This window comes from Pseudolysinimonas sp. (assembly GCF_039912695.1).
In the GTDB taxonomy this organism is placed as follows: Bacteria; Actinomycetota; Actinomycetes; order Actinomycetales; family Microbacteriaceae; genus Pseudolysinimonas_A.
This window is the reverse complement of the sequence record NZ_JBDSPJ010000022.1, coordinates 1-22,149: the sequence shown is the minus strand read 5'-3', so window position 1 is coordinate 22,149 and position 22,149 is coordinate 1. Positions and strand designations below refer to the sequence as shown.

Below are 22,149 nucleotides of genomic sequence, written 5' to 3'. Positions count from 1 at the left end.
ACGATGGCCGCGTGCCGACCTCCGGGAGTGCGCCGACCACGCGGGAGCCGCTCAGCCGCCCCCGCGTCATCGCCGCCGCCGTTGCATTGGCCGACCGCGAAGGCCTCGAGGGCATCAGCATGCGACGCGTCGGACGCGAGCTCGGCGTCGAGGCGATGTCGCTCTACCGGTACGTCTCGAGCAAAGACGACCTCATCGATGCGATGGTCGACCAGGTAATCGGGGAGTTCCCCGCTCCCGACGAGGCACTCGACTGGAACGAACGCTTGCGGACTCTCGTGCTGGGCGCCTACCTGGTATTGCTCGACCACGGCTGGGCGGCGTCGCCCGCGACCAGCCGTCCGTCGGCAGGGCCCGCCCGACTCAGTTACGTGGATGCCATCCTCGGTGCGTTGCTCGACGGCGGCTGCAGTCACCAGCTTGCGCACGATGCGCTGCACGGGATCGACAGCCATGTGTTCGGTTTCACGCTGCAGGAGTTCCGGCTGGAATCCGGCGTCTCGGGGCGCGGTTACGAACTGGATGCGATTGTGGCTGGCGGTGATCCGGAGGTCTACCCCAACATCGCGCGGGTGATCGGTGACGCGCATCACGATCGCGACCAAGAGTTCGTCTTCGTGCTCGACGTGCTGATCTCCGGAATCGAACGCGCGATCGCGGGAAGCCCTCGGACTATTTGAGGAGTCGCGAGAGCACCCGGTCGGCGAGCGGCTTGCCCCCGGTCTGACAGGTCGGGCAGTACTGGAACGTCGAGTCGCTGTAGATGACCTGACGGATGGTGTCGCCGCACACCGGACACGGCAGACCGTTGCGGGCGTGCACACGCAGGTTCGACTTCTTCTCGCCCTTGAGCTCTGAGGCCGCGAGTCCGTCTGATCGTTCGACGGCCTCGGTCAGCGTCGACCTGATCGCGACATACAGCTCGTGGATGTCGTCGGGCCCGATGCTTGCGGGCTTGAAAGGCGACATCTTCGCGACGTGCAAAATCTCGTCTGAGTACGCGTTGCCAATCCCGCCGATCTGCCGTTGGTCGCGCAACACGCCCTTGATCTGAGAGCGGCCCGCAGCGGCCAGGATGCTGGCCAGCTTGGCTTCGGTGAAGTCTTCCGCCATCGGATCGGGGCCGAGCATTGCCAGCCGCGGTACCTCGGCGGGGTCGCGCACCACCCAGATGGCGAGGCTCTTCTTCGTCCCCGCTTCAGTGAGGTCGAAACCGGAGCCGTCGCCTGCCAGCACCAGGCGCGCCGCGAGTGGCCCGGCACCCCGCCGAACTGTCGCCAGCGGGGCGCTGTTGCGCCAACGCAGCCAGCCCGCACGTGCGAGGTGCATCACGATGTGCAGGTCGCCCGCACAGATGTCGAGAAACTTGCCGTGTCGTGCGATCCCCGTGATGGTCAGCCCCTCGAGCGCCGACACGGGCGGGTCGTAGGTCTTGAGGGCGGCGAACGCGACGACGTCGAGCCGCTGAATCCCGCGACCGATCAGGCGACGGCTCAGATCGGTGACGAGAGCCTGCACTTCGGGCAGTTCCGGCATGCCGTCGAGTATGCCGCGCTCCTGCCCGTTGTGCCGAGTGCAGTTACCTGACCAGGCTGACCTGCACGGTTCCTTTCGCGATGTCGGTCGCCTCGATCCGCACCCGTACGGCGGTTCCGGGTTGCTGCGGACTCGGTGCTGCCGTTTGGACGGCCGGATCAAGAAGTTGCAGCGTGGATCCCGTGATCGCCACCGCGTCGAAAGTCTCGCCCAGATGCGGGGCGAGCACCGCGGCTTCGACAGCATCCAGGGTCATCCGGTCGAGGCGGCCTGACAGGTTCGTCGACCTCGCCATCGCGGTGGGAATTTCGGGAAGCGCCGCCCGCACCTCGTCCGGCACCGGCACGTTCGCGCTCAGTGCGACGCAGACTTCGAGGGCAAACCGGTCGACGAGCCGGCGCAGCGGGGCGGTCACGTGCGCATACGGCGCGGCGATCGCCGACTGGATGGTCTGCTCAGGTGGCGCGCCATCGAAGGCACGGTAGGTCGCTCCGCGAAAGAGCGACGCCGCGGCGTACCGAATTGCGAGGTGCTGCGGGTCGTCGCCCGAGAGCCGTCGCAGGTAGTCGCCGTAGCTCTCGCCCACGGGCCACGGCGTGCCCCGCGCCACGGTTTGACGTCGAAACCGGTCAACGGCTTCGGGCTCCGCCGGGGGCATGGTGCGCAGAATCCCGATTCCGCCGTCGAGCATCATGCGAGCCGCCTCCATCCCGGTGAGGAGTGAGAGTTGTGCGTTCCACGATTCGATCGGCAGCGACACGCGGCGCTCGAGCCGATACCCGTTGCCGTCAGGCTCGACCAGAATTTCGGGCGTCGACAGGCTGGCCCCGCCGCGCTCGGCTTCGAGAGTGAGGCGCGCCTGCCCGAGGTCGCGCAGCATCCCGAACATCGGCTCGTGATCGACCGCCAGGTGTGCGTCGTCGTAGCTCCAGCGGCGGCGACTGCGCACCCGCGCTCGCGTCACCGTTGTCGAGGTCGGGCGGCCCGCCGAGTCGAGGTCGATTTGCCAGAGGTACGACCCGCGCACCTGGTCGGGCAACAGCGAGGCGGCACCCTCGCTGATCGACACCGGGTGCAACGGGATGCGGCCATCCGCCGCGTAGAGCGTCTGGCCACGCAGGCGCGCTTCGGCATCGATCGCGCCACCGGTCGCCACAAACCCCGGCACGTCGGCGATCGCGTAGAAAAACCGCCACCCGTCGCCGTTGGGCTCGATCGCAAGCGCCTGGTCGAGATCCATCGACCCGGCCGGGTCAATTGTGACGAGCGGAATATCGGTGCGGTCGTCGTCGGGAAGTCGGTAGCCGGCGATCGCCCGCGTGGCTTCAGCCTCGACCTCCGCGGGGAAGGCCTCGGGGAGCTCGAGTTGGGTACGAATCGCGGCGAGCGCCGTGCTGAGTTCGGTGGCTGCGGCCTCCCGCGTGACGACAATTGACTGGGCGGGCACCGGCTCAGCCTAGGCTCGCCGGATGGATGGGTATCGACGGCCGCACCTCGACATCCGCGAGTTTCGCGGTGCCGATGGCGAGGTCATCCCGTACGGTCATCGCTGGCCCGGCCACCCCGCGGAGGAGACCTACAGCGTCACCGCTCATCCTGAGCGGTTTGCGCCCCTCCTCGACGTCGCACGGAGTCTCGCCGAGGCCCTCCCGCCTGCCAACCGGCCGGGCGGCGACGGCATTCTGATTGACATTGTTGAGACGCCCTTTCCGAGTGTGATCGTGAACGTCGGCGATCTTGATTTTCCGTTTCCGCGCTGCGGATGCGATGCGTGCGACGAGGACATTGAGGAGGTCGCGGCCAGGATGGAAGAACTCGTGGATGCCGTGGCCGACAACCGCTTCGAGGTCACCCGTGAGGGCTACTACTACTGGGGCGAGTGGGGCAGCGTCCGCACCGGGTCGGCCTAAAGACTCGGTCTACGGCAGTGCGTAGTCGTCGCCGTCCAGCACGACGAGACCGTCGCGCAGCAACCCGCTGACCGCGCGGTCGAGTTGCACGGCATCAGCCCACAACCCGGCGACCACCTCGACGGGCACCGGAGTGTCGCTCGCTCGCAGTTCGCGCAGCACGATCCCACGCACCTGGCGGTCGGATCCCTCGTACTTCTTCTGAACCGCCGCGCGCGGCCCCTCGTACGACGGATACCCGGCGGCCCGCCAGGCGCACAGGTGCGCGATCGGGCAGTCGTCGCAGCGTGGTGTCCGCGCGGTGCAGATCGTCTGGCCGAGTTCCATCGTCCCGGCGTTCACGAGCCGTGCCCGCGCGGGATCAGTGGGCAACTGCGCGGCCATTTCGGCAAGATCGGCCGTCGTGCGGGCCGGGCCGGCATCCCCCTGTCCGCGGAGTGCCCGGGCGAGCACCCGCCGCACGTTGGTGTCGACAACCGGCGTGCGCACCCCGTAGGCGAAAGCCGCGACCGCCCGCGCGGTGTACGGCCCGACGCCCGGGAGTTCGAGGAGGGCATCGACATCCGCCGGCACGACGTTGCCGTGGCGTTCAGCGATCACGGTCGCGGCGCCATGCAGGGCGAGCGCGCGGCGCGGGTAGCCCAGCCGCTCCCAGGCGCGAACCGCCTCACCGGGCGGAACCGAAGCCAGGTCGGCAGGCGTCGGCCAACGCGAGAGCCAGCGTTCGAGCGCCGGGATGACTCGCGCCACCGGTGTCTGTTGCAGCATGAACTCGCTCACGAGAGTTCCCCAGGCCGAGAATCCGGCCCGACGCCACGGCAGGTCGCGGTGACCCGCAGCGAACCATTCGGCGATCGAACCGGCCACCTTCGATTCGGCGACTTTGGTTTCCACACAGTGAGGCTAACTAGGCTGGCGGCGTGTCGTACTGGTCGCAGCTTCCCCAGGCGCGTCGCGACGTGCTCGAATCCCTCGTGGCCGAGTTCTCCCACAACTACGCGAAAGGTCGAACGACCCTCGCGGTGGACGGCCCCGATGGCGCTGGGAAGACCCGGTTCGCCGACGACCTGGCACTCGCGTTTCGACGCGTGGGGTTCGAGGTGTTTCGGGCATCGATCGACGACTTCCACCGACCTCGAGACCTCCGCTACGTCGCGGGACGGTTTTCGGCCGAGGGCTACTACCGCGAAGCCTTCGACTATTCGTTGTTTCGCCGGGTGCTCCTCGAGCCGTTTCGGATGGCAGGCAGCACCGGGTTCGTGCTGGCAGCTTTCGACGTCGCCCGTGATGCCCCGATCGAACCCGTCTGGACCACGGGGGAGGCCGACGCGATCCTGCTCGTTGACGGGGTGTTTCTGAACCGGCCCGAGCTCCACGGCTACTGGAACTTTTCGATCTGGCTCGATGCGGATGCGGAGGTCCGTTACGCCCGAATGGTCGAGCGCGACGGTGCCGACCCCGATCCCGCCGCAGAGTCGAACCAGCGCTACATCGGTGCTCAGTCGCGGTACGTCCGTGACGCGCATCCGAACATCGTCGCAAGCGCCATCGTCGACAACACCGACCCGGATCATCCGGTGCGGCGATTCGCCGACTACTGCAGCATCGAGCCGTCGCCGCTCTAGGAGATCCCACTCTCGGCGGTCGCCGCAGGCACCATCGTGTCGGGCAGGGCGCGCATCCCAAGCAGAGGTGAGAACACCACAAACGCGGCCGACAGCAGAGTGCCGACCGCGCCGATCCACATCGTGGGCACGACGCCGATCGTTGCCGCGAGTACTCCCGACAGCAGTGCACCGATCGGCATGACGCCCCAGACAAAGAACCTGATCGAGGCGTTCATTCGCCCGAGCAGAGCGGGTGGGCAGATGCGCTGGCGAAAACTCACCTGCGTCACGTTGTAGACCAGCACGGTAACGCTGAGCACGAATTCCATCGCGATCAGGAGCGGGATGGCGGCCGTGGGAAACATGCCGGCCAGCGGCGTGAGCAGCAGGGCGAAGCCGAGCAGCGTGGCCGACAGCGGGATGACCGTGCCTTCGCCGAGAATCTTGCCGAGCCGAGCCGCGAATAGGGCCCCGAGGATGCCGCCGATCGCCCCGATGGACCCGATGAGTCCGAAGAGCGGGGCGCCCAGCCCGAGGTGACGCAGCACCAGGATGGGCAGCATCGTCAGCGCGATCGTGTTGAAGAAGTTGCCGACGCCCGTGCAGAGCACGATTCGACGCAGCAGAGGCTGACGCACGACAAACGCGACCCCCTCGCGGATCTCGACAACGAGCGGCCGCCGCTCCGAACGCGGCTTCGGTGTTTCGCGATCCCGGATGCTGAGCAGAGCGGTCATCGAGAGCAGGTAGGTGAAGGCGGTTCCGGCGAGGAGCACCGGCGCCTGCACGATTGCGAGCAGTCCACCGGCGAGGGCGGGCCCCCCAACGCGAGCGATCTGCGACGTGCCCTCGAGTTTCGAGTTGGCTTCTGCGATGTCATCGCGCGGTACCAGCACCGGAAGGAAGCTCTGATACGAGACATCGAAGAAAACTGTCGCGACACCGATGACCGTGGCGATCACCAAGATGTGCCAGAACTCCAGGATGCCGGCGAACCACAGCACCGGGATGAGAGCGAGCGAGAGCGCGCGCACCAGGTCGGCGAGGATCATCACCCGACGCTTGATCCAGCGGTCGATCCACGCACCGGCCGGGAGCCCGATCACCAGGAACGCTGCGGTCTGGAGAGCGTTGAGCAGCCCGATCTGGAATTCGGTCGCCGCCAGCACCTGCACCGCGAGAACCGGGATGGCGAGGCCCCCGAGCTGGGCGCCGAACTGGCTCGCGGTCTGGCCGGCCCACAGTCGCAGGAAGCCGCCGTGCCGCCACAGCGAGGTGCGGGTTGAGGGAGCTGCGACGAGCAGCGAAGGATCGTCGCCGGGGATCGGTTCGGGGGAGGGGTCCGTCACGCCGCCAGTATGCCTGATGCGATTGGGATTTGCCAATCACTCGGTTGTGCTCCGCTAACCTGGTCGCATGAAGCCCGTGCCGGTTGAGACGGTGCCAGGTGAGATGGTGCCGGTTGAGACGGTGCCGGTCCCACCTGGCACGCGCGACGACGGCGCGGGAGCGGATGTCGCCCTCGCCGATCGACGCGCTCGGGCCCTCGGATCGGCGCTTCGGCTGCGCATCCTGCGTTTTTGTCTGCATGAGCCTCACACCAACCGGGAGATCGCCGCAGAGTTCGGTCTCAACCCCGGAACCTCCCTGCACCACGTTCGTACCCTCATCGACACGGGATTGCTCGCGGCCGGCGACCCGCGCCGCGGCACCCGGGGTGCCCGCGAGGTGCCCTACCGCGCGACCGGGATCTCGTGGCGCACGCATGTTCCGGGGATCTCTGCGGTGCTGGTGCGCGCGTTTCTCGACGACATCGAAGGCGTCGCGGCCGACGACATCCAGGCCTGGCGGATGGGGTTTCTGCTGGGCGACGAGGATCTTGCGGAACTGTCGGCCGATATCACCAACCTGATCGTGAAATATCGAGCACGCCCGATCGACCCGCGCGCGCATCCGGTGTCGCTCTTTGTCGGACTGCACCCCGAACGCCGAGGTCGCGCGACCCCTTAGGCGGGCACCCGCCGCGCGACCTCATCGACCGCGAGGAAAGCCCCAGCGCGCTCCACCTCGTGCACGAGCGCGACGATTGCGGTGTTTACCGGTGCCGACAACCCGTGCTCACGCGCCACCCGCAGCACGGCGCCGTTAAGAAAATCGATCTCGGTGAGCTGTCCGCGGCGGATGCTTTGCAGAGTCGAGCCGGGGTTAGGCACCTCGCCCATCCGTCGGGCCAGCATCCTGGGCAGAAGTGCCGTGACCGCGACGGGGGAGCGCCCTAGCCAACTCAGGATCCACCCGGGGATCCCCTGAAGCCCGGAGAACCGGATGCCCAGACGGTTCGCGATCCCGACTGTCTCGTGCATGCTCGCGGCGACCACCCGCCGCAGTCGCCGGTCGGCGATGGTCTGCTGCACGCTCAGCCCCGTGATCGCCGGAAGGGCGTTCACATGGTTGATGAGCAACTTCGTCCACTGTGCACCTTCGAGGTTCGCGACCACCTCGATCGGCATCGCCGACCTCATCAACTCGGCGACGAGGTCGAGTGTCGTGGCCGACGTTCCTTCGGCAGCGCCGAGCACGAGCGGCAGGGCAGCAGTCACGGTGATCTGTCCGGGGGAGAGGTACGACGACGCGAACAGCGCGAGACCGCCGACCAGCTCGGAGGTGGGAAGTACCTCGTGGGCGACCCGCATCCCGCCCAGTCCGTTCTGTACGACCAGCAGGGTGACGCCCTCAAGAACGCCAGCATTCGCTCGCAGTGCGGCTTCGGCATCCTGCGCCTTCGTCGCCAGAATCGCCACCTCCGGACGCCGCGTGAGCGTCGGCCCAGCGGTCACCTTCGCCACGTGGCTGCCGTAGCCGCCATCGAGCTGGATGCCGTGCTGCTGAATCGCGGCAAGATGATCCCCGCGCGCGGTGACCTCGACCTCGTGGTGGGCGCGATCGAGGAGGGCGGCGATCAGGCCGCCCACCGCCCCTGCTCCGATGACTGCGACTCGCACTCCGCCAGATTACGGAGTACGAGTCGCGCGCGCTTAAGCCGAGACGCGTTCTTCGCGCGTGAGCGGTGCCGACTCTGCGTGCTGCACGGTGCGGCCCGCAGGAAGGAACAGCGCGACGATCGCGGTGGCGAACATCACAACGGCTCCGACCGCGACCGCCGGAATTGCTGCGTCGACGTAGCCGGTCGGTGTCAGCTGTCCGCCAGCGCCCGTGAAGATCGCGGTCATCACGGCGATGCCGAGCGCGATTCCGATTTCTCGGAGGGTCGAGTTGGTGCCTGTCGCCTTGGCGCTATCGGCCTCGACGATGTTCGCAAGGACGGCTGTCGACGAGGGCGCGAACACGAGCCCCATGCCGATGCCTGCGCAAATGAAGGCCGGCAGCATCGTGAGGTACGGGGTATCGGCCGACATCGTCGCGGCCAACCAGCCGAGGCCGAGGGTCTGAAACAGTAGCCCCGCCACAATGAGATTGCGCGTCCCGATGCGTCCGGCGAAGATGCCGGCGAGCGGGGCGACGATCATCGGAGCCATGGTCCACGGCGTCGTTTGAATAGCCGCCTCGAGCGGAGAGGCGCCCTGCACGACCTGCAGGTACTGGATCAAGATGAAGACCGCGCCGAACATGCCGAACGAGAAGCCGAATCCGACGACGTTCGCGATCGTGAAGCTGCGGTCGCGGAACAGTCGCAGTGGCAACAGCGGGTTCTTCGTGCGGCTCTCCCAGACGAGGAACGCGGCGATCAACACGGCGCCGGCAATGAGTGACCCGACGACCTGCATCGAGTCCCAGCCGGCGTCGTTGCCGCGCACGATGCCGAAGACGATCCCGAGTACGCCCAGGCCAGCGAGGAAGACGCCGGGAACATCGAGTCGCGCCCGCGCGCCGAGAGCGTTGGGCAGTACGAGCAGAGCAAGCGGGATCGCGAGGATGCCGACCGGCACGTTGATCCAGAAGATTGCCTGCCAGTTCCAGCCCTCGACGACTGCGCCACCGATCAGCGGTCCGGCGGCAACACCCAGCCCGGCGATGCCACCCCAGATGCCAATCGCGAGTGGGCGTCGACGGGGCTCGACCGAGCCCGCCAACAGCGAGAGCGACAACGGCATGATGGCCGCGCCGCCCAGCCCCTGCACGGCACGCGCGACGATCAGCTGAGTCGGGTCGGTGCTGAGTGCTGCGAAGACCGACGCGAGGGTGAAGATCGCGATACCGGCCGCGAACACCGTGCGACGGCCGAGCCGGTCGCCGAGTGCGACCGCGAACAAGATCAGGCTCGCGAACGAGAGGGTGTAGGCGTTGACCAGCCACTGAAGCTGCTCGACGCTGGCGCCGAGCTTTTCGTGGATCACCGGCAGCGCGTTCGTGACGACGAGATTGTCGAGCGTGGCCATGAACATCGGGATGCCGGTCGCGGCCAGAGCGAGACCAAACGGCACGCGGCGGGCAATCGGAGGGAGGGACATCGCGGATCCATTCCAGGAGGAGAGGGAGGTAATCGAATGATTACTAGGGAGATTAGTAATCAGTTGATACCATGTCAAGCGTGACCCTGATCAAGCCGTCAACGTCGACAGCGCATCCGACGCCGCCCACCTCGGCAACAACTCGAATGCGAGTCGAAGACCGCCGAGAGCTGGTCATTACCGCAGCGATGGCGGTGTTCGGAGAGCGCGGCTACGTCGGCGCGACAACCGACGCGGTGGCCAAAGCCGCCGGAGTGAGCCAGCCCTACGTCGTGAGGATGTTCGGCACCAAGGAGGCGCTCTTCCTCGCCGTCCTGCATCGTGCCGTCGATCGCCTGCTGACCGACTTCACTGCCGTGATTGACGCGAACCCAGACTCCGACACCGAGCAACTGCGCCTCGGATTGGGTAACGCTTACGGTGATCTGCTCGCCGACCGCGGGCTGCTGCTGAGCCTCATGCATGCCTTCGTTGCCGGGTCGGATCCCGCGATCGGCGCCACGGCCCGCGCGGCGTTCTTGTCGGTCTACAGTCTCCTGCGCAGCCGGGCACGGTTCACGGCCGAAGAAGCGCGTGACTTTCTCGCGCACGGGATGATGCTCAACACCATGGTCGGGATGCGAATGGGGCTGGAGATTGATGACCCCGTTGCTCGCGAACTGGTCGAATGTGTCTCCCCGATCAATGCCGACCTCATCGTCCGGCTAGCCACCGACCGATGACGCGGTCCGGCATCCTGCTGCTCGACAAGCCGCAGGGCCCCACGAGCCACGACCTGGTCGGGATGACGCGCCGCGCGCTCGGGACGCGTCGGGTCGGTCACGCCGGCACCCTCGACCCGATGGCGACTGGCCTGATGATTCTCGGGGTCGAGAGTTCTACCCGGCTGCTGACCTACCTGGTCGGGCTCGATAAGGAGTACACCGCGACGATCCGGCTCGGGCAAGCGACCGACACCGACGACACCGAAGGGTCGGTCGTGTCGAGTGCTGACGCCTCGGCGCTCGAGGAAGCGGCGATCACGTCGGCCATCGCGGGACTCACCGGCGACATCCTGCAAGTGCCCAGTTCGTTCAGCGCGATCAAAGTCGACGGGGTGCGCTCCTACGACCGGGCGCGCGCTGGCGAAGAGGTCGCGCTGGTGGCTCGACCGGTACGGGTCTCGATCTTTGAGGTACTCGCCTCGCGCCACGAGGGTGCGCTGCTCGATCTCGACGTGCGCGTTGCTGTGTCGTCGGGTACCTACGTACGCGCTCTCGCGCGTGATCTGGGCGCCGCGCTCGGGGTCGGCGGCCACCTCACGGCACTGCGCCGCACCATCGTTGGCCCATTCTCAGTCGCCGATGCCGTCCCGCCGCGTGCTGAGGTGGCAGATGCTGAGCTGGAGGCGCGACTCCTCGACCCTGCCGATGTCGCGCGGCGCCTCTTTCCTGTTGTCGAGCTGGATGCGCCGGAGATTACGGCGCTCGCTCAGGGCAAGCGCATCCCGGTTGCCACCGCCGATGCACCTGTCGTCGCGACGATCGGACCGGATCGGCGGCTTCGGGGGTTGGTGTCCGTCGACAATGGGATCGCACGCGTTCTGTTCAATTTTCCGACAGCGGAGGTTCTGCCGTGATCGACGGTTTCACGATCGTGCTCGTGGCCGTCGCCACCCTCGTCGGCTTGCTCTGCGTGGTGCTCGGGCTTGTCGGCCGAAAGCCAGCCGACGTCACGATTCTGGCGGTCGTGCTGGTCGAGGCGCTGGTGGTTGCGCAGGTCGTGATCGCGCTGGTCGCACCAGCCGTTGGTAACCAGCCCACCGGAAGTCTGGGGCTGTTTTGGATCTATCTCGGCGCTGCCGCCGTCATCCCACCCGCCGCGATCATCTGGGCGCTCGCCGACCGAAGCCGGTGGAGTACCGTCGTGCTCGGTGTCGGGGCGCTAGCCATCGCCGTGATGGTTTTCCGCATGAGCGAGATCTGGAACGTACCGCTGGCGTGAGCGCCACCGCGTATTCTTGACCCGATGTCTTCCCGTGGTTCGAGCGGTCCTGGCCGCGTTCTCGTTGCCGTGTACGCCGTGCTCGCCATCGGGGCCAGCGGCCGAAGCGTGTTCCAGATTGTCGACCGCTTCCGCGAGGCGCCCGTGGCCTTCACTTTGTCGGCACTTGCCGCCGTCATCTACATCGTCGCAACTCTCGCGCTCGCCCTGAGCATGCGTCGCAACGGAATGAACCAACAGAGCTGGGATCGCGTTGCCTGGGTGACCATTGGTTTCGAACTCGTTGGGGTGCTGGTGGTTGGCACCCTCAGCGTCGTATCCCCCGGGGTGCTCGGCCTGCAATCAGTCGACCCCTTCGGGCGCCAAGCGACGGTGTGGAGCCTGTACGGCGCCGGGTATCTCGGCATCCCTCTGGTGCTTCCCATTCTTGGCCTCTTCTGGCTTGACCGCCGGCGCCGCGAGTCGGCAGCTTGATGGAGTTGTTCGAGGGACTCGGTACCGTCCCCCCCGAGTTCGGCCCCAGCGCCGTCACGATCGGCAAGTTCGACGGCGTGCACCTCGGGCACCGCAGCGTCATCGCTCAATTGGTGGCCCAAGCAGACGCTCACGACCTGACGTCGGTCGCCGTGACGTTCGACCGGCATCCGATGGCTCTCTTGAATCCCGAGGCGTGCCCGTCGCCGCTGGTGTCGAACGCGCAACGCGCCGAACTGCTTGCCCAGACCGGCGTCGACGTCACTGTGGTGCTCGAATTCACCCGCCAACTGAGCGCTCTCGAACCCGCAGAGTTCGTCGACGCGGTGCTGGTGCGAGCGCTCAACGCACAACTGGTGCTGGCCGGTCGTGACTTTCGCTTCGGCCACCGGGGCTCCGGTGATATCACCACGCTCCGCGAGCTGGGCCGTCAGGCCGGCTTCGAGGTCGTGGAACTCGATGACGTCGACCGAGATGGGGACCGAGTTTCGTCAAGCCGAATCCGGAGCCTCATCGACGCAGGCGCAGTCCGCGAAGCAGCGGAGCTGCTGGGACGACCCCCGCAGGTTCGCTCAACCGTGGTGCGCGGCGATCAGATCGGTCGCGAGATCGGCTTTCCGACGGCGAACCTCGACCCGACGATGGAAGGACTTCTCCCGGCCGACGGGGTCTACGCGGCGCGGGCCGCGATCGATGGCGTCAGCTACGGAGCCGCCGTCTCGATCGGCAACAATCCGACATTCGAAGGCGTGCCCGACCGGCGGACCGAGGCGCACCTGCTCGACTACTCGGGCGACATCTACGGGGAGACGATCGAACTCGACTTCATCGACCGCATCAGATCAATGAAGAAGTACGACTCTGTCGACGATCTGGTCGTCGCGCTCGCCGCGGATGTTGTGCGCGTGCGTGACATCCTCGCCGGGGAGTGAGCCGACGCCGGGCCCGGCCGGATACCTAGAATCGGGTCCATGCCCGGATTGATTCGCAGAAGCGACATCGACGAAGTCCGGGCTCGCACCAACATCGCCGACATCGTGGGAGATTTCGTGACGCTCAAGAGCGCCGGAGTCGGATCGCTCAAGGGTCTGTGCCCCTTTCACGAGGAGCGCAGCCCGAGCTTCCACGTGCGACCGCAGGTCGGGCTGTACCACTGCTTTGGCTGCAACGAGGGGGGAGACGTCTTCTCGTTCCTGCAGAAGATGGATCACGTCACCTTCGCCGAAGCCGTCGAACGGCTGGCAGGGCGACTCGGCTACGAGTTGCACTACGAAGACGGTGGTCAGGCCAGTGACCACGGCAACCGCGCCCGGCTGCTCGCGGCCAATGCCGCCGCCGAAGTCTGGTTCCAGGCGCAACTCGGCACGCCTGCGGCTCAGATCGGTCGCGACTTCCTCGGGGCTCGAGGTTTCGATCTCGTCGCCGCGCAGCGCTTCGGCATCGGCTTCGCCCCCAAGTCGTTCAATGCTCTCGCTGATCACCTCCGCGGCCTCGGCTTTACCGACGCCGAACTCCTGGGCGCGGGGCTGCTGGCCGCGGGGGAGCGCGGAAGTCCCTATGACCGGTTCCGCGGACGACTGATCTGGCCGATTCGCGACGTCACCGGCCAGACCGTCGGATTCGGTGCCCGCAAACTGCTCGGCGACGACGATGACAAGGGTCCCAAGTACCTCAACACCCCCGAGACGCTCGTTTATCACAAGAGCCAGGTGCTCTACGGGCTCGACCTGGCTCGCCGCGACATCGCGAAGGCGAAGCAGGTCGTGGTCGTCGAGGGCTATACCGACGTGATGGCCTGCCACCTCGCTGGAGTCACAACCGCGGTCGCGACCTGCGGCACGAGTTTCGGGGTCGACCACATCAAGGTCATCCGCCGCGTGCTGGGGGATGTCGACAACGTCGACACGGGCGGCACCGGGGAGGTGGTCTTCACCTTCGATCCGGATGAGGCAGGTCAGAAGGCTGCGAGCCGGGCATTCGCCGAAGAGCAGCGTTTTGCCGCGCAAACCTTCGTCGCGGTCGCCCCGGACAACCTCGACCCGAGCGACCTGCGCACGCAACGCGGTGACGAGGCGGTGCGAACCCTCATCGCGAATCGCAAGCCGATGTTCGAGTTCATGATTCGGCGGGTGATCGCGCGTTTCGACCTGGAGACTGTCGAGGGTCGGGTCGCAGCGCTCCGTGCCGCAGCGCCGGTCGTGGCCGGCATCCGGGATCGCGCACTGTCGGTCGGCTACGTCCGCAACCTCGCGGGCTGGCTGGGCATGGAGCCCAGCGAAGTCAGTCGGGCGGTTCGGTCGGCGCCAAAGGCTACCGCTCCTGTCGTGACCGACAGTGGTGACGAGGCGTCGGAGCAGAGCGAGGTGCGCTTGCTCGACCTTCCCACCGACCCGGAGACGCGCATGGAACGCGATGCGCTCATGGTCATGCTCCAGCGTCCGAGCGCGGTCGGTGCCGACCTGCTCGAGCGCGCCACCCGGGTTCGGCTACGCAGCACGCTTCTGGATGTCGTGCGCGACGGGATTGCAACCTCACTGCCCGACTGGGAACGCCCCGATTGGATCGCCCGGGTCGGTGACGCGGTACCCACTCGGTATGCGGGACTCGTCTCGCAGCTCGGTGTTGCACCCCTGCCGGAGACTCGGGAATCGAACCTCGACAAGTACTGTCGGGCTCAGGTGGCCGACCTGATCGCGGTCGATATCGTGCGCTTGAAGTCAGAACTGACGGGAGCGTCGCAGCGCGCGGCTGCCGAAGGTGACCAGGTTCGTGCCGATGCGATGCGGGAACAACTTGCCGCCCTCGAACTGGAGCGGCGCCGACTTCGCAACGAGTGACCTGGCGTGCAGGTCGATTGTGTTATTACTGGAGGACCGGTCAGTCAGCGCCCTGCGGCGAGGATGTTCGGGCGGCTACCCGAGGAGTTGCGATGAACCACCGGTTGTTGCGCGCGTTTGCGGCGATAGCTGTCGTCGCCGTCCTCGGGACTCTGGCCGCTTGCGCGTCAGGCCCCGCCAATTCGATCAAGTTGGGCTGGGTTGGCGACCTGCCGCCGCTTGATCCCGCAGCGAGTGCTTCCGTCTCCTCGTTTGCTCTCCTCAGCCAGGTCTACCCGTCGCTGCTCACCGTCGAGGCGGGAGATTCGGTGCCGGTTCCCGATCTCGCGGTATCCGCGGATTGGACGGCTGATGGCGTCTACACGGTTGTCCTGAAAACCGGTCTGAAGTTCGCCAACGGTGACGACTTGACGACATCCGATGTGCAGTTCAGCATCGAGCGCCAGCTTGCTCTTCAATCCGAAGACGGCGCCTGGCGGCAGCTCGGCAATATCAGCACCGTCGTGCCGGTCACTGCGACGACGATCGAGTTTCATCTGAAGACGGCGACGGATGCCTCGTTCCCGTACGTGCTCGCGGGACCCGCCGGGCTCATTCTCGACGAGGAACAATTCTTCGCTGACGAACTCACGAGCGATGCCGACATCCTGACCGCCAAGCCCTTCGCCGGTCCGTTCACGCTCAGTGGTGACCGCGCGGGCACCCTCACACTGACGCCGTACGACCAGTACGCCGGAATCGGGGTGGCGGCCTTCGTGATCGAGTTGCACTCGGGCACCAGCGCCGATCTCGCGACGCAGTTGCACGGCGGCTCGATCGACGCCCTTACCGGCCGGATGGATGCCGACACCATCACACAACTCGCCGCCGACCAGGCAGTTCTGATGACCCGAGCCGCGTCCGGGCGCACTCGACTCCTGGCTTTCGACTTCGAGCACATGCCGTTTGGCACTAAAGACGCGTCCCCCGACGAGGGCAAGGCGCTCGCCATCCGGACCGCGATTGCGGATGTCATCGACCGCAGCGCTCTCGCCCTTTCCATCGGCGGCAGTTGGGTGCGGCCCCTCGGCGGCTATCTCCCCGACGGGGTTCCGGGCGTGTCGACGGTCGTTGCGGGCCTGTACGGCGATGGCAAGGGCGGACCCGCTGTCGAGACCGCGACGCAACTTCTGGCCGCCGCTGGCATCGCGACGCCGTTGGCATTCAGCATCCACGTCGACCTCGACGCGGTCGGCGATCCCGGAAGCGCCGAGGTTGCCGGCATCGCCGCCCAGCTCGAGGCCACCGGGCTGTTCACCGTCAACGTCATCACGACCGACAGCGCGGGGCTCGACAAGGCGAGTGCGGCTGGCGAAGTGCAGGCGAAGTTCATCAGCGTGTTGCCCGCCAACTCGGATCCGCTCGGATACCTCACCCCGTTCCGCACCGGGGGGCCGATTGCGACCGGGTATACCGACACTGACGTGGATGCACTTCTCAGCAGTCTGTCGCTCGAACTCGATCCCGGCCGGCGCGCGCAAGGCCTCACCGACGTTCAGGCGTTGATCGCGGCGAAGTTGCCGGCCATCCCGATCGGTCAGGGGGTTCGGGTGGTGTTCGCGGGCTCGTCGATCCAGGCGGTCCGGCTCGACGATTCGCTTCCTTTGGAACTCAATCGTTTGATGCGCTAGCGCCCGGTAGCGTGAACCTCGTGAGGTCAAGCATGCGAGGTCGGCGCTATGAATGGCGTGCGATGAGTGACGTGCGATGAGTGATGAGTGACGTCGCAGTTCGCGCCGAAGACCTGACCCTGGGCTACGGCGATGGCGGAGTCGCCGTCAGTGGGGTGTCGTTCGAGATTCCGCTGGATGGCATCCTCGGCATCGTCGGCGAGGCGGGCTCGGGAAAGTCGACGCTCGCCCGCGCGGTCGCCGCCCAGTGGGTACCCGGTGAACGCACCGCCCCGCACATCGTCGGCGGAAGTCTGCAGGTGCTGGGCCGCGAGGTGCGGGATCTTTCGCCGCACCGTCGCGACAAACTGACGCTCAAGGTCGGCTACCTTCCGCAAGACGGCGGCGGCACGCTCGAACCGCATCTGACGGTCGGCGAGAACGTGGCCGCGCCGATTTACCAGCGGGATGAGCACTACGACGCGCAACTCGCGGGCGCGCTGGTCGCGCAACTCGTGGATGCCGTGCGCCTGCCACTCGGAGTGATGGCGAAGATGCCGCACGAACTCAGTCGCGGTCAACGCCAGCGCATCGCCCTCGCCCGGGCCTTGATTCTCGAGCCGCACCTGCTGGTGGCCGACGACCCGACCATGGGTGTTGACGTCTTGGTGCGGGGTCGCATCCTCACCGTCATCGCCGACCTGCAACGGGAGCGGGCGTTCTCGGCTCTCGTGATCGGTCACGATCTGCGCGAACTGCGCACCATGACCGACCAGATCGCGGTTATGCACGAAGGCATCTTCGTCGGCTACGGCCAGGTGGATGACGTACTGGCGACGCCGTTGCACCCGTACGTCGAAGCCCTTGCCGCGACCGTGCGATGAGTCGAGTCGCCCCAGGGGTTTGCTACGATAGACCGGCTGTGCAGACAGCTAATCCTCGATAGCTCAATTGGCAGAGCAATCGGCTGTTAACCGATAGGTTCTTGGTTCGAGTCCAAGTCGGGGAGCCAATCCATCCACCTCCTGACCCCTGTTTGCGGAGTTACCGTCAGGTTCCGGTGCTCATATCGTCGTGAGCGTGAAGGTTCTCGGGGGAGTCATCCTGATCGGCGTGCTCGTTCTGAGCGGATGTTCGGCCGCGCCGTCACTTCCCGAGGCGGGTTCCGACCTCGTTATCTCCGACGTCAATCCAGACTCAGTGCCCGCGTTCCTCTCGACGCCGCAAGGCGAGGACGACGTCCTTCCTGATGAGGCGTCGGCCTTGAGCATCGCCCCGCAGACGATTCGGTATCAGGGCGAATGGTCGGGCAAGTCGGTCTATCTCGGGGTGAATGGGACATCAACGGTCGTCATCATCAGCGGGGTACCCGGCGACCCGGCAACGTGGGGAGCCGGTTCCTCCATCGGTAACGTCGTGATCGGGATGAGCGACTGGCCGAGCGACAGCGACCCAAGCGACAGCGACCCAAGCGACAGCGACGACGTGGCCCTTCAATACCTTCCGCAGGGTTCCGCGAACCCGCCCGACGGCTGGATCGCGCTCTCGCCGTTTCTGATCGTTCGTTCCTGATCGTTCGTTTCTGATCGTTCGTTCCCGATCGTTCCAAGTTCCCGATCATTCCCGTCAGAACGGCGGGGGATCCGCGGTGCTGATGTGACCGGTCGGGCTGGTCCAGGTGATCGTGCCGTCGGTACTGTGCTCGACGCTCCACCGCGACCGGTGTTTCAGGGTGTGATGTCGGCGCGAGAGGTGCGCGAGATTGCGGGCCGAGGTGGTGCCGCCGTCTGACCAGGCGAGGGTGTGATCGAGGTCGCAGTGTTTCGCCGAGCGGCCGCAGCCGGGGAATCGGCAGGTCCCGTCGCGAAGTGCCAGCCAGCGCTTGAGGTCGGCCGGCGGGCGATAGGTCGTGCGGTCGACATCCATCACTGTGCCGGACACCGGATGCGTGAGGATGCGGTGGAACGAGGGCGCGTGAGCCGCGAGTCGGCGGGCGGTGTCGGCGTCGATCGGTCCGTAGCCGTCGAGGGTTGCCGGCTCGTCGGAACGGCCGAGCAGCGTCAGCATCGGGATGAGCACGCCGACCGTGACGTGAGGCTCGGTGCCCGCGTCGATTCGCCCGGTGAGGATGTCGGCTGCGACGTCGGCGCGCAGTTGGGCGAGTGTGCGGGACTCGTCAACGCAGTCCGCGAGGTGGCGGGCCGCCTGGTCGATGCGCTCCCAGGCGGTCTGCGCATCGGGTGCCGCGAGTCGGATCCCCAGCCACGCCATCCCGTCGGGTTCGGCGTCGAGCACCACCGAGCGACCCTCCGACGCCTCACGGTGCCGTTCGTCGAGCGCGCGGGGGTGAAGTCGCTCGCGCAGGACCCGCATCCGCTCACGGAACCGCGCCGGAGCTAGCCCGGCAAGTTCGATGGCCTTCGCGTCAAGTTTCGAGTCTGCGCCCGGTTTCGAGTCTGCGCCGGCTTTCGAGCCGGCGTCGCCATGCACCGGGAGCGTCTCGAGGGTATCGGCGACCCGGCGCGCGTTGGCTGTCGAGATCTCGCCCTCGTGGAACGCCGCCCAGACCCGAGGGGCGCGCGTACGCAACGCGATGCCCTGGCGCTCCAGAATGACGACGGTGCCCTCGGCGATCGAGAGCCGCACCGCCAGATCGGCGATTGCCGCGTCGAGGGCGATCTCGACATCCCGTTTCGTCGGTTCGTCAGCGAGGTGCAGATAGACCTCGGGATGCCGACGCGCTTCGTCGAGCACGTGAACGATTGCGGCCATCTGCTCGGCTGCCGCGCGCGTCAGTTGCCAGGTCGCGAACTCGGCGCGTGCGAGCTGGAAATCGATGCGATCGGATGCTGTCGACTCGTCGAGCACTGAGGAGCGCTCGTCGAACAAGGAGGAGCGCTCGTCGAAATGCGAGGCTGGCTCGTCGAACACGGCGGAATGCGCGCCCCAAGTGGCGGTCGCTTCCGGCAAGTTCGTCATGCCTTCACGGAATCGACCACCCCCGACATCCCGACCGATTTTCGGGGCAAAACAGGCACCGCGAACCTGATCGTTACCGTTCTGTGACCGGGGTGAGCGAGAATCTGATGAATTCCACGTCCGAGTCGCCGATCGCCGTGGGGTAGTACTCGAGGAGCAGGTCACGAAGCCCGTCGGCTGACGCGAGACCCTCCTCGCGGGCATCGTCGTCAGACAGGTCATCCCACCGCTTCGTCACAATTTCGTCGATCGTGGCGGCCAGCTGTCGGGGCTCGTCGAACTCGAACACCAGCCAGATCGGACCGAGCTCGACGGGCTCATCAATGCGCGTCGTCGCCCGCTTCCGGCCCTCCGCCACGGGCCTGTAGTGGCGCGGATCGAAGCTCAGCACCTGCTCAGCTCTCGCCTCAACCATGCTCAGAGCCTAGAGAGCCGCTCCGCAGAGTTACTCCCCGGGGCGTACGGGCGCCCGCGTAGCCTGAACTCATGCCGCATCCGCACGCCTACTTCGCGCAGCAGCGCTGGGCCAATGGCGGAGGCGGCGGCTGGCACGGCCCGCCCTCCGATTGGAGCGCCCCGAAGTGGGTGACTCTCTGGATTCCGGTGTTGGTCTCGTTCGTGGTTCAGGTACCGTTCGCGATCTACACGGTGCGCACCGCCGATCTCACGCCGCGCGAATCTGCCGTCGTCGTCGCGCTCGCCTTCGTGGGGCCGATCGCCCTGATCGGCGCGCGCCGATTCCCAGGCCCGGTCGTCGCGGCGGTTGCTCTCGCGAGCGGACTCGACCTGTTCGTCAACCAACACGGCGGTCCGCCCTACCTGGCGTTGGGTTTCGCGATCGTCACCTCCATTGCTCGGGGCGCGCGGGTGTGGGCCTGGGCCTCGGTCGGCGCCGTGTGGGTGATCAGCGTCGGTGCGGCGATCATCCTGGCCCGCGAAGATTTCACACCGGGGCGAGTCGCCGCGACCACCCTGGGCATCCTGATCATGTTCGGCGTCGGCGAGGGCATTCGAAGTCGCCGGGATGCCGTGGCCGAATACCGCAGGCTGACCAGTCAACGCGAGCAAAGCGAGGTGCAGATGGAGCGGGTGCGCATCGCCCGGGAACTCCACGACGTCCTCGCTCACTCGCTCAGCCAGATCAACGTGCAGGCGGGCGTTGGTCTGCATCTGATGGCGCGCCAGCCAGAGAAGGCGGCCGAGGCGCTGGCGAGCATCAAGGAGACCAGTAAGACCGCTCTGGATGAGGTGCGTTCGGTTCTGGGCGCGCTGCGGTCCGACGGCAGCAGCGATGCCCCGCTCGTGCCCGAGCCGGGGCTCGACCGCCTCGCCCCGCTGGTGGCCGGCATCCGAGGAGTCGAGGTGAGTCTCGACAACCGCATCGAGTCAGCGTCGAAGCCCGTGCAGCTCGCGCTGTACCGGATTGCGCAGGAGTCGCTCACCAACATCACCCGCCACGCGAACGCCCACCACGCGACGGTACGGCTGTGGACCGCGGACGGCAGCTACCACCTCGAGGTGAGCGATGACGGCGCGGGTGCCGCCTCGCCGGCCAGCGAAACCGGGGGCCGCGGGCTGCTCGGCATGCGCGAACGCGCCGAACTCCTCGGTGGCAAACTCAGCGCCGGCCCTGCCGATGGCGGCGGATTCCGGGTGAGCGCGAACATCCCCATGGAAGGTTTCTCATGATCCGCGTCGTGCTTGCCGACGACCAGCACCTCATCCGCGCCGGCTTCAGCAGCCTCCTGGAGGCCGAACCGGATCTCGAAGTTGTCGGCGAGGCCGCCACCGGTCGGGATGCCGTTGCGCTCGTGAAGCGCACGAAACCGGACGTCGTGCTGATGGACATCCGGATGCCGGATGGGGATGGCCTCTGGGCGACCGAGCAGATCGTCGCCGACCCCGCGCTCGCCGGGACTCATGTCGTCGTCGTCACGACGTTTGAACTCGACGAGTACGTCGCTCAGGCGATCCGCGCCGGGGCGAGCGGGTTCCTCGTGAAAGACACCGAACCGGCCGAGCTGATCCGGGCGGTGCGGGTCGTAGCCGCAGGCGAGGGACTGCTGTCGCCGGGCGTGACCAGGCGGCTGCTCGAACGGATGGCGCGAGGCTTGCGCGATGCCAACGGCACGGTCTCGCTCGACGCGGTCACCGAGCGCGAACGCGAGGTGCTCGGTCTCGTCGGTCGCGGGCTCAACAATGCCGAGATCGGCGAGCGCCTGTTCCTCAGCCCGCTCACCGCGAAGACGCACGTATCGCGGATCATGATCAAGCTCACCGCCCGCGACCGGGTGCAGCTCGTCATCATCGCCTACGAGGCCGGACTGGTCAGCCCGGCCTGGTGACGTGTGCCTTGTCAGCTGGCCGCGTGGTCGTACGCCCGCGTTGACCTGCACCCGCGTTGACCTGCGCCCGAGGGTGTATCCGAAGTGTCTCCCGGCGGCGGATTCGCCCCGGGGCTGGCGCGACGATTCTGGAGGTATCGGTTCCGCCGGAACCTCCAACGAATGGACACACAATGCTTACGACAGTTCTCACCACCGGGCTCGCCGCCCACGCGATGGGCTGGGGCCATGCAGGCTGGTTGTTCCTGCTGATACCGCTCTTCTGGGTGATCTTCTTCGTGCTGCTCTTCACCTTCCTCGGGCGCCGTATGCGGCGCGGCTGGGCTGGGCCGGGCTACGGTCATGCCGCCTGGCACGCGG

23 protein-coding genes, 1 tRNA gene and 1 pseudogene are annotated in these 22,149 nt (G+C 66.8%); 17 read left to right on the top strand and 8 right to left on the bottom strand.

Annotated elements, in window-relative coordinates; genetic code table 11:
* Positions 1-11: 11 nt before the first annotated feature.
* Positions 12-680 carry a TetR/AcrR family transcriptional regulator C-terminal domain-containing protein gene (locus tag ABIR17_RS08375; RefSeq protein WP_348003925.1) on the top strand — a complete coding sequence of 223 codons (669 nt, stop codon included), beginning with the start codon at positions 12-14 and terminating at the stop codon, positions 678-680.
* Here the strand turns inward: ABIR17_RS08375 and ABIR17_RS08370 are convergent.
* Entirely contained in the window at positions 673-1,536 is an 864-nt protein-coding gene (locus tag ABIR17_RS08370; protein WP_348003924.1) for a DNA-formamidopyrimidine glycosylase family protein, read from the bottom strand. The genes ABIR17_RS08375 and ABIR17_RS08370 overlap by 8 nt on opposite strands.
* Before the next feature lie 43 nt (positions 1,537-1,579).
* Entirely contained in the window at positions 1,580-2,983 is a 1,404-nt protein-coding gene (locus ABIR17_RS08365; RefSeq protein WP_348003923.1) for an RNB domain-containing ribonuclease, read from the bottom strand.
* Positions 2,984-3,005: 22 nt separating this feature from the next.
* On the opposite strand from ABIR17_RS08365, the gene ABIR17_RS08360 reads away from it, so the two are divergent.
* The gene (locus ABIR17_RS08360; protein WP_348003922.1) at positions 3,006-3,446 is read left to right on the top strand and encodes a DUF6226 family protein; all 441 of its coding nucleotides are present in this window, start codon (positions 3,006-3,008) and stop codon (positions 3,444-3,446) included.
* Positions 3,447-3,455: 9 nt separating this feature from the next.
* On the opposite strand, the gene ABIR17_RS08355 is transcribed toward ABIR17_RS08360, so the two are convergent.
* Entirely contained in the window at positions 3,456-4,313 is an 858-nt protein-coding gene (locus ABIR17_RS08355) for an A/G-specific adenine glycosylase (RefSeq protein ID WP_348004293.1), read from the bottom strand.
* A 53-nt stretch (positions 4,314-4,366) separates the two neighbouring features.
* Between ABIR17_RS08355 and ABIR17_RS08350 the strand changes: the two genes are divergently transcribed.
* Positions 4,367-5,071 (top strand): uridine kinase, encoded by a 705-nt coding sequence (locus tag ABIR17_RS08350; RefSeq protein WP_348003921.1) that lies wholly within the window; start codon positions 4,367-4,369, stop codon positions 5,069-5,071.
* On the opposite strand, the gene ABIR17_RS08345 is transcribed toward ABIR17_RS08350, so the two are convergent.
* Positions 5,068-6,402, bottom strand: coding sequence for an MFS transporter (locus tag ABIR17_RS08345; RefSeq protein WP_348003920.1), 1,335 nt, complete (start codon positions 6,400-6,402; stop codon positions 5,068-5,070). The genes ABIR17_RS08350 and ABIR17_RS08345 overlap by 4 nt on opposite strands.
* Positions 6,403-6,469: 67 nt before the next feature.
* On the opposite strand from ABIR17_RS08345, the gene ABIR17_RS08340 reads away from it, so the two are divergent.
* Positions 6,470-7,063, top strand: coding sequence for a winged helix-turn-helix domain-containing protein (locus tag ABIR17_RS08340; protein ID WP_348003919.1), 594 nt, complete (start codon positions 6,470-6,472; stop codon positions 7,061-7,063).
* On the opposite strand, the gene ABIR17_RS08335 is transcribed toward ABIR17_RS08340, so the two are convergent.
* Positions 7,060-8,055, bottom strand: a complete 996-nt coding sequence (locus ABIR17_RS08335; protein ID WP_348003918.1) for a 2-dehydropantoate 2-reductase — start codon at positions 8,053-8,055, stop codon at positions 7,060-7,062. The genes ABIR17_RS08340 and ABIR17_RS08335 overlap by 4 nt on opposite strands.
* Before the next feature lie 33 nt (positions 8,056-8,088).
* Positions 8,089-9,522, bottom strand: coding sequence for a DHA2 family efflux MFS transporter permease subunit (locus tag ABIR17_RS08330; protein WP_348003917.1), 1,434 nt, complete (start codon positions 9,520-9,522; stop codon positions 8,089-8,091).
* A gap of 80 nt (positions 9,523-9,602) precedes the next feature.
* Here ABIR17_RS08330 and ABIR17_RS08325 point away from each other — a divergent pair, with 80 nt between their 5' ends.
* From ABIR17_RS08325 to ABIR17_RS08280, 10 genes are all read left to right on the top strand, one after another.
* Positions 9,603-10,244, top strand: a complete 642-nt coding sequence (locus ABIR17_RS08325) for a TetR/AcrR family transcriptional regulator (protein WP_348003916.1) — start codon at positions 9,603-9,605, stop codon at positions 10,242-10,244.
* Positions 10,241-11,140, top strand: a complete 900-nt coding sequence (gene truB, locus ABIR17_RS08320) for a tRNA pseudouridine(55) synthase TruB (protein WP_348003915.1) — start codon at positions 10,241-10,243, stop codon at positions 11,138-11,140. The genes ABIR17_RS08325 and truB overlap by 4 nt, the downstream gene beginning before the upstream one ends.
* On the top strand, positions 11,137-11,505 hold the full coding sequence (locus ABIR17_RS08315) for a hypothetical protein (RefSeq protein ID WP_348003914.1): 369 nt from the start codon (positions 11,137-11,139) through the stop codon (positions 11,503-11,505). The genes truB and ABIR17_RS08315 overlap by 4 nt, the downstream gene beginning before the upstream one ends.
* 24 nt (positions 11,506-11,529) lie before the next feature.
* Positions 11,530-11,979, top strand: coding sequence for a hypothetical protein (locus ABIR17_RS08310; protein ID WP_348003913.1), 450 nt, complete (start codon positions 11,530-11,532; stop codon positions 11,977-11,979).
* Positions 11,979-12,911, top strand: coding sequence for a bifunctional riboflavin kinase/FAD synthetase (locus tag ABIR17_RS08305; RefSeq protein ID WP_348003912.1), 933 nt, complete (start codon positions 11,979-11,981; stop codon positions 12,909-12,911). The genes ABIR17_RS08310 and ABIR17_RS08305 overlap by 1 nt, the downstream gene beginning before the upstream one ends.
* 39 nt (positions 12,912-12,950) lie before the next feature.
* Positions 12,951-14,816, top strand: coding sequence for a DNA primase (dnaG, locus tag ABIR17_RS08300; protein ID WP_348003911.1), 1,866 nt, complete (start codon positions 12,951-12,953; stop codon positions 14,814-14,816).
* A 92-nt stretch (positions 14,817-14,908) separates the two neighbouring features.
* Positions 14,909-16,486 carry an ABC transporter substrate-binding protein gene (locus ABIR17_RS08295; RefSeq protein ID WP_348003910.1) on the top strand — a complete coding sequence of 526 codons (1,578 nt, stop codon included), beginning with the start codon at positions 14,909-14,911 and terminating at the stop codon, positions 16,484-16,486.
* A gap of 83 nt (positions 16,487-16,569) precedes the next feature.
* The gene (locus ABIR17_RS08290; RefSeq protein ID WP_348003909.1) at positions 16,570-17,349 is read left to right on the top strand and encodes an ATP-binding cassette domain-containing protein; all 780 of its coding nucleotides are present in this window, start codon (positions 16,570-16,572) and stop codon (positions 17,347-17,349) included.
* 52 nt (positions 17,350-17,401) lie between these two features.
* A tRNA-Asn gene (locus ABIR17_RS08285) sits at positions 17,402-17,477 on the top strand.
* Between the two features lie 68 nt (positions 17,478-17,545).
* On the top strand, positions 17,546-18,037 hold the full coding sequence (locus ABIR17_RS08280; protein ID WP_348003908.1) for a hypothetical protein: 492 nt from the start codon (positions 17,546-17,548) through the stop codon (positions 18,035-18,037).
* Positions 18,038-18,091: 54 nt separating this feature from the next.
* Here the strand turns inward: ABIR17_RS08280 and ABIR17_RS08275 are convergent, their stop codons facing one another.
* Together ABIR17_RS08275 and ABIR17_RS08270 are read right to left on the bottom strand one after the other, a co-directional pair.
* A complete protein-coding gene (locus ABIR17_RS08275; RefSeq protein ID WP_348003907.1) occupies positions 18,092-19,444 on the bottom strand; it encodes a DUF222 domain-containing protein in 1,353 nt (450 codons plus the stop codon).
* Between the two features lie 73 nt (positions 19,445-19,517).
* Positions 19,518-19,859, bottom strand: a complete 342-nt coding sequence (locus ABIR17_RS08270; RefSeq protein ID WP_348003906.1) for an ASCH domain-containing protein — start codon at positions 19,857-19,859, stop codon at positions 19,518-19,520.
* 71 nt (positions 19,860-19,930) lie between these two features.
* On the opposite strand from ABIR17_RS08270, the gene ABIR17_RS08265 reads away from it, so the two are divergent.
* From ABIR17_RS08265 to ABIR17_RS08255, 3 genes and pseudogenes are all read left to right on the top strand, one after another.
* Positions 19,931-21,133 carry a sensor histidine kinase gene (locus tag ABIR17_RS08265; RefSeq protein WP_348003905.1) on the top strand — a complete coding sequence of 401 codons (1,203 nt, stop codon included), beginning with the start codon at positions 19,931-19,933 and terminating at the stop codon, positions 21,131-21,133.
* Complete coding sequence (locus ABIR17_RS08260) at positions 21,130-21,789, top strand: response regulator transcription factor (RefSeq protein ID WP_348003904.1); 660 nt, start codon at positions 21,130-21,132, stop codon at positions 21,787-21,789. The genes ABIR17_RS08265 and ABIR17_RS08260 overlap by 4 nt, the downstream gene beginning before the upstream one ends.
* 173 nt (positions 21,790-21,962) lie before the next feature.
* A pseudogene (locus tag ABIR17_RS08255) lies at positions 21,963-22,149 on the top strand (hypothetical protein); the annotation flags it as partial.

Bases quoted from the DNA above. Each gene is read 5' to 3' on its own strand.
- ABIR17_RS08270 (WP_348003906.1), bottom strand. From the start codon at position 19,859: ATGGTTGAGGCGAGAGCTGAGCAGGTGCTGAGCTTCGATCCGCGCCAC.
- ABIR17_RS08295 (WP_348003910.1), top strand. From the start codon at position 14,909: ATGAACCACCGGTTGTTGCGCGCGTTTGCGGCGATAGCTGTCGTCGCC.
- ABIR17_RS08260 (WP_348003904.1), top strand. From the start codon at position 21,130: ATGATCCGCGTCGTGCTTGCCGACGACCAGCACCTCATCCGCGCCGGC.
- ABIR17_RS08265 (WP_348003905.1), top strand. From the start codon at position 19,931: ATGCCGCATCCGCACGCCTACTTCGCGCAGCAGCGCTGGGCCAATGGC.
- ABIR17_RS08310 (WP_348003913.1), top strand. From the start codon at position 11,530: ATGTCTTCCCGTGGTTCGAGCGGTCCTGGCCGCGTTCTCGTTGCCGTG.
- ABIR17_RS08340 (WP_348003919.1), top strand. From the start codon at position 6,470: ATGAAGCCCGTGCCGGTTGAGACGGTGCCAGGTGAGATGGTGCCGGTT.
- ABIR17_RS08275 (WP_348003907.1), bottom strand. From the start codon at position 19,444: ATGACGAACTTGCCGGAAGCGACCGCCACTTGGGGCGCGCATTCCGCC.
- ABIR17_RS08305 (WP_348003912.1), top strand. From the start codon at position 11,979: ATGGAGTTGTTCGAGGGACTCGGTACCGTCCCCCCCGAGTTCGGCCCC.
- truB (WP_348003915.1), top strand. From the start codon at position 10,241: ATGACGCGGTCCGGCATCCTGCTGCTCGACAAGCCGCAGGGCCCCACG.
- dnaG (WP_348003911.1), top strand. From the start codon at position 12,951: ATGCCCGGATTGATTCGCAGAAGCGACATCGACGAAGTCCGGGCTCGC.
- ABIR17_RS08370 (WP_348003924.1), bottom strand. From the start codon at position 1,536: ATGCCGGAACTGCCCGAAGTGCAGGCTCTCGTCACCGATCTGAGCCGT.
- ABIR17_RS08330 (WP_348003917.1), bottom strand. From the start codon at position 9,522: ATGTCCCTCCCTCCGATTGCCCGCCGCGTGCCGTTTGGTCTCGCTCTG.
- ABIR17_RS08290 (WP_348003909.1), top strand. From the start codon at position 16,570: ATGAGTGACGTCGCAGTTCGCGCCGAAGACCTGACCCTGGGCTACGGC.
- ABIR17_RS08360 (WP_348003922.1), top strand. From the start codon at position 3,006: ATGGATGGGTATCGACGGCCGCACCTCGACATCCGCGAGTTTCGCGGT.